3 protein-coding genes and 1 pseudogene are annotated in these 3,888 nt (G+C 54.1%); 2 read left to right on the forward strand and 2 right to left on the reverse strand.

Translation table 11 applies throughout. From position 1 onward, the window contains the following. Window positions 1–72: 72 nt before the first annotated feature. Together cca and EQY_RS0121275 are read right to left on the reverse strand one after the other, a co-directional pair. Window positions 73–1,311: a fused tRNA nucleotidyltransferase/2',3'-cyclic phosphodiesterase/2' nucleotidase/phosphatase Cca gene (gene cca, locus EQY_RS0121270; protein ID WP_000708475.1), complete on the reverse strand. Its 1,239-nt coding sequence runs from the start codon at window positions 1,309–1,311 to the stop codon at window positions 73–75. Window positions 1,312–1,374: 63 nt separating this feature from the next. Next, a complete protein-coding gene (locus EQY_RS0121275; RefSeq protein WP_001125317.1) occupies window positions 1,375–1,995 on the reverse strand; it encodes a TIGR04211 family SH3 domain-containing protein in 621 nt (206 codons plus the stop codon). Window positions 1,996–2,236: 241 nt separating this feature from the next. Between EQY_RS0121275 and ygiF the strand changes: the two genes are divergently transcribed. Both ygiF and EQY_RS0121290 read left to right on the forward strand, forming a co-directional pair. After that, the gene (gene ygiF, locus EQY_RS0121285; protein ID WP_000046295.1) at window positions 2,237–3,538 is read left to right on the forward strand and encodes an inorganic triphosphatase; all 1,302 of its coding nucleotides are present in this window, start codon (window positions 2,237–2,239) and stop codon (window positions 3,536–3,538) included. Window positions 3,539–3,560: 22 nt separating this feature from the next. Beyond that, window positions 3,561–3,888 (forward strand): annotated as a pseudogene (locus EQY_RS0121290) (bifunctional [glutamate--ammonia ligase]-adenylyl-L-tyrosine phosphorylase/[glutamate--ammonia-ligase] adenylyltransferase); the annotation flags it as partial.

The raw sequence follows: 3,888 nt of genomic DNA on the forward strand, positions 1-3,888 counted from the left end.
TCTGTTCCCCTCACCCTAACCCTCTCCCCGAAGGGGCGAGGGGACGGTTCGTGCTAACGTTTAGTTTTATACTCATTCAGGCTTTGGGCAACGTTGTTCCTTCCAGCTGGCTACCGCCGCAATCCTCCGTCGGGTCAGCTCCTCGCGAATCTCCACACCTTTAAATCCCGCTTCAACGACGGCTTTTGTTGGTACTGACTGTGCCACTTCCCAGGCCTCGTGCAACCAGCGGCCTTGCGGGTAGTCCGCCGATTCAAAACCGGTTCTGCCGCGCACGTCAGCCTCGCTGGTCAGCGCCAGTTGCTCGACACGCTGCGGTTTACGCCAGGCGTCAATGGAATCAAATAATTTGACGATGGTTTTTGGGTTCAGCATTGGGAAGGTGTGGATGAGATCGTGAAACTCCGCCACCAGTTTAGCTAAGTCGCTGATTTCATTAGGCACGCGCAGACGCTGACACAGTTGCTCCACTAACTTCACGCCAGCCGGACCGTGACCGTGATGACGCGGCCAAAGCTCTGGGGGCGTCAGCCCTTTACCGAGATCGTGGCATAAAGTTGCGAAACGGACATCGACCTGCGGACTCAGCATCGCCGCCATTGAGAGCGTCATTAAGGTGTGAATACCGGTATCGATTTCCGGGTGCCATTTCGCCGGAGCGGGGACACCAAACAACGCGTCGATCTCCGGGAATAAAACGCGTAGTGCGCCGCAATCACGCAATACCTGGAAGAAAACTTGCGGATTGCGTGTGGTGAGGGCGCTTTCCGTCTCTTTCCACACCCGTTCAGGTGTCAGGTGTTCCAGTTCACCTGCGTGGGTCATCTCGCGCATCAGCGCCAGAGTTTCATCGGCAATACGAAAACCAAGGTGGGCATAACGCGCAGCAAAACGCGCCACGCGCAGAACGCGTAACGGATCTTCGCCAAAAGCGGGGGAAACATGGCGCAACAGACGATTTTGCAGATCAACCAGGCCGTTGTACGGGTCGATAATCTCGCCGTGATCGTCCTGGGCCAGCGCATTAATGGTCAGATCGCGACGCTTAAGATCATCTTCCAGCGTGACATCCGGTGCGGCATAGCAGGTAAAGCCGGTGTAACCGGAACCGGATTTCCGTTCGGTACGTGCCAGCGCATACTCTTCATGCGTTTGCGGATGCAGAAAAACAGGAAAATCGCGGCCTACCTGCTGGTAGCCCGCGTCGAGCATCTCCTGTGGCGTACTGCCGACCACCACCCAATCTCTGTCTTTGACCGGTAGCCCTAACAATGCATCCCGAACCGCACCACCGACCAGATAAATCTTCACGCCATCTTCCCTTCGTCAAATACACAATTCCTAATAATAAGACAGTGCAACGAAGAAGGCGATTTAGTTCATCCAGCGATCTTTACGTTTGCGCGTTGGGATCAGGTGCGGCAATACCAGACCGAGCAGCAAGCCAAGTCCCAGCACGCCGCCACCATACATAAACCACTGCATGATGATGGTGCGCTGTTTGTCATCCAGCTGAACGCTGGCGGCATCGACTTTTTTCTGCGCGACAATCAGTTCGTTTTTCAGCTTCTGATTTTCTTCTTTTAACCCGTTGATCACACTGTCGCTCTGCGCCACTTTTTGCTGCATTTCTGCGGTGCGCTGATTCCAGGTGTTATCGATATTGGTGAGCTTATCGGTCAGAGTTCTGACCTGATTTTCCAGATCTGGCACGCGGGAGCGCAGGCTTGGCTCAGTACTCAGTTGTTTCAACGGGATCCAGGCGGTACGGCCGGAGCTGTCTTTCACCTGGGCATAATTGGTGTTGGCGTCAGTTTGTAATAATGTCACTTCTTCACCGGCGTTCACGGTGCCCACGAGGCGATAATGATCTCCCGGACCACTGCGAACCCAGGTATTCAGTTCGTCAGAAACATAGCGTTTTTCTTCCGCGTGAGAGACGGCAGTGGCGCTAAGCGCGAGTAAAGTTAGTGCGATCAGGCGTAATTTTGGCATCAGGCTGTCGTTATTGTCATGGAAAGTGGAACGATAGTAGTGGCATCAGTGTTGCTGCGCAAAGCATTCGGTATCAATCAGAATCCTCTGTGTCAGCTTTTGCCACTGTCTCAAACTTTTACGCCCGTCAAAATGCTCGTTGCATGGCAATTTGGCGCAAAATACTATCTACTGACAAAAAAGATCGCATTTAGTTCGCCGTTCATCGTCACTTATGTGACATAACCGATAAGTAAAGGCCATGGCTCAGGAAATCGAATTAAAGTTTATTGTTAATCACAGTGCCGTTGAGGCGTTGCGTGACCATCTCAATACGCTGGGCGGCGAGCATCATGATCCCGTGCAGTTACTGAACATTTACTACGAAACGCCGGATAACTGGCTGCGTGGGCACGACATGGGGCTGCGTATTCGTGGCGAAAACGGTCGCTATGAGATGACCATGAAAGTTGCCGGACGGGTAACGGGCGGATTGCACCAGCGCCCGGAATATAACGTGGCGTTGAGTGAACCGACGCTCGATCTGGCGCAGTTACCGACGGAAGTCTGGCCAAACGGTGAGTTACCTGCCGATCTCGCGTCCCGCGTGCAGCCGCTGTTCAGCACCGATTTTTATCGCGAAAAATGGCTGGTGGAGGTCGATGGCAGCCAGATTGAAATCGCTCTCGATCAGGGCGAGGTGAAAGCCGGTGAATTTGCTGAACCTATCTGTGAGCTGGAACTGGAGCTGCTTAGCGGTGAAACGCGCGCGGTGCTGAAACTGGCGAACCAACTGGTATCGCAAACCGGATTACGCCAGGGCAGCCTGAGTAAAGCAGCGCGTGGCTATCATCTGGCGCAGGGCAATCCCACGCGTGAAATCAAACCCACCACCATTCTGCATGTTGCGGCAAAAGCCGATGTGGAACAGGGGCTGGAAGCGGCGCTGGAGCTGGCGTTAGCGCAATGGCAATATCATGAAGAGCTGTGGGTGCGCGGCAACGATGCGGCGAAAGAGCAGGTGCTGGCAGCCATCGGTCTTGTTCGCCATACGCTGATGCTGTTCGGTGGTATTGTGCCAAGAAAAGCGAGCACTCACTTACGTGACCTGCTGACCCAATGCGAGGCGACCATTGCTTCTGCGGTTTCTGCCGTGACGGCGGTCTACTCTACCGAAACGGCAATGGCGAAGCTGGCGTTGACCGAATGGCTGGTCAGCAAAGCCTGGCAGCCGTTTTTAGATGCCAAAGCGCAGGGCAAAATGAGCGACTCCTTTAAACGCTTTGCCGATATCCATCTTTCCCGCCATTCCGCTGAACTGAAAAGCGTTTTTTGCCAACCGTTGGGCGATCGCTACCGTGACCAGTTACCACGTCTGACGCGTGACATTGACTCAATACTGTTGCTGGCGGGTTACTACGATCCTCTCGTTGCGCAAGCCTGGCTGGAGAACTGGCAGGGACTGCGTCACGCCATTGCGACCGGGCAACGCATTGAAATTGAACATTTCCGCAATGAGGCAAACAATCAGGAACCGTTCTGGTTGCACAGCGGAAAACGTTAATCAGGCAAGGATAAAATCGCTTATGAAGCCGCTCTCTTCACCGTTACAGCAGTACTGGCAGACCGTTGTTGAGCGGCTGCCAGCGCCTTTAGCCGAGGAATCACTTAGCACACAGGCGAAGTCAGTACTTACTTTTAGTGATTTTGTGCAGGACAGCGTAATTGCGCATCCAGAGTGGCTAACGGAACTGGAAAGCCAGCCGCCGCAGGCCGACGAATGGCAGCATTACGCTGCATGGTTGCAGAAGGCGCTCAGTGATGTAAGCGATGAAGTCAGTTTAATGCGCGAGCTGCGGCTATTCCGGCGGCGCATTATGGTGCGCATCGCCTGGGCGCAAACTCTGGCGCTGG

Origin of the sequence: Escherichia sp. TW14182 (genome assembly GCF_000208525.1) — a bacterium.
GTDB lineage: Bacteria > Pseudomonadota > Gammaproteobacteria > Enterobacterales > Enterobacteriaceae > Escherichia > Escherichia ruysiae.

Coding starts and splice junctions, on each gene's coding strand:
- ygiF (WP_000046295.1), top strand. CDS start 2,237: ATGGCTCAGGAAATCGAATTAAAGTTTATTGTTAATCACAGTGCCGTT.
- EQY_RS0121275 (WP_001125317.1), bottom strand. CDS start 1,995: ATGCCAAAATTACGCCTGATCGCACTAACTTTACTCGCGCTTAGCGCC.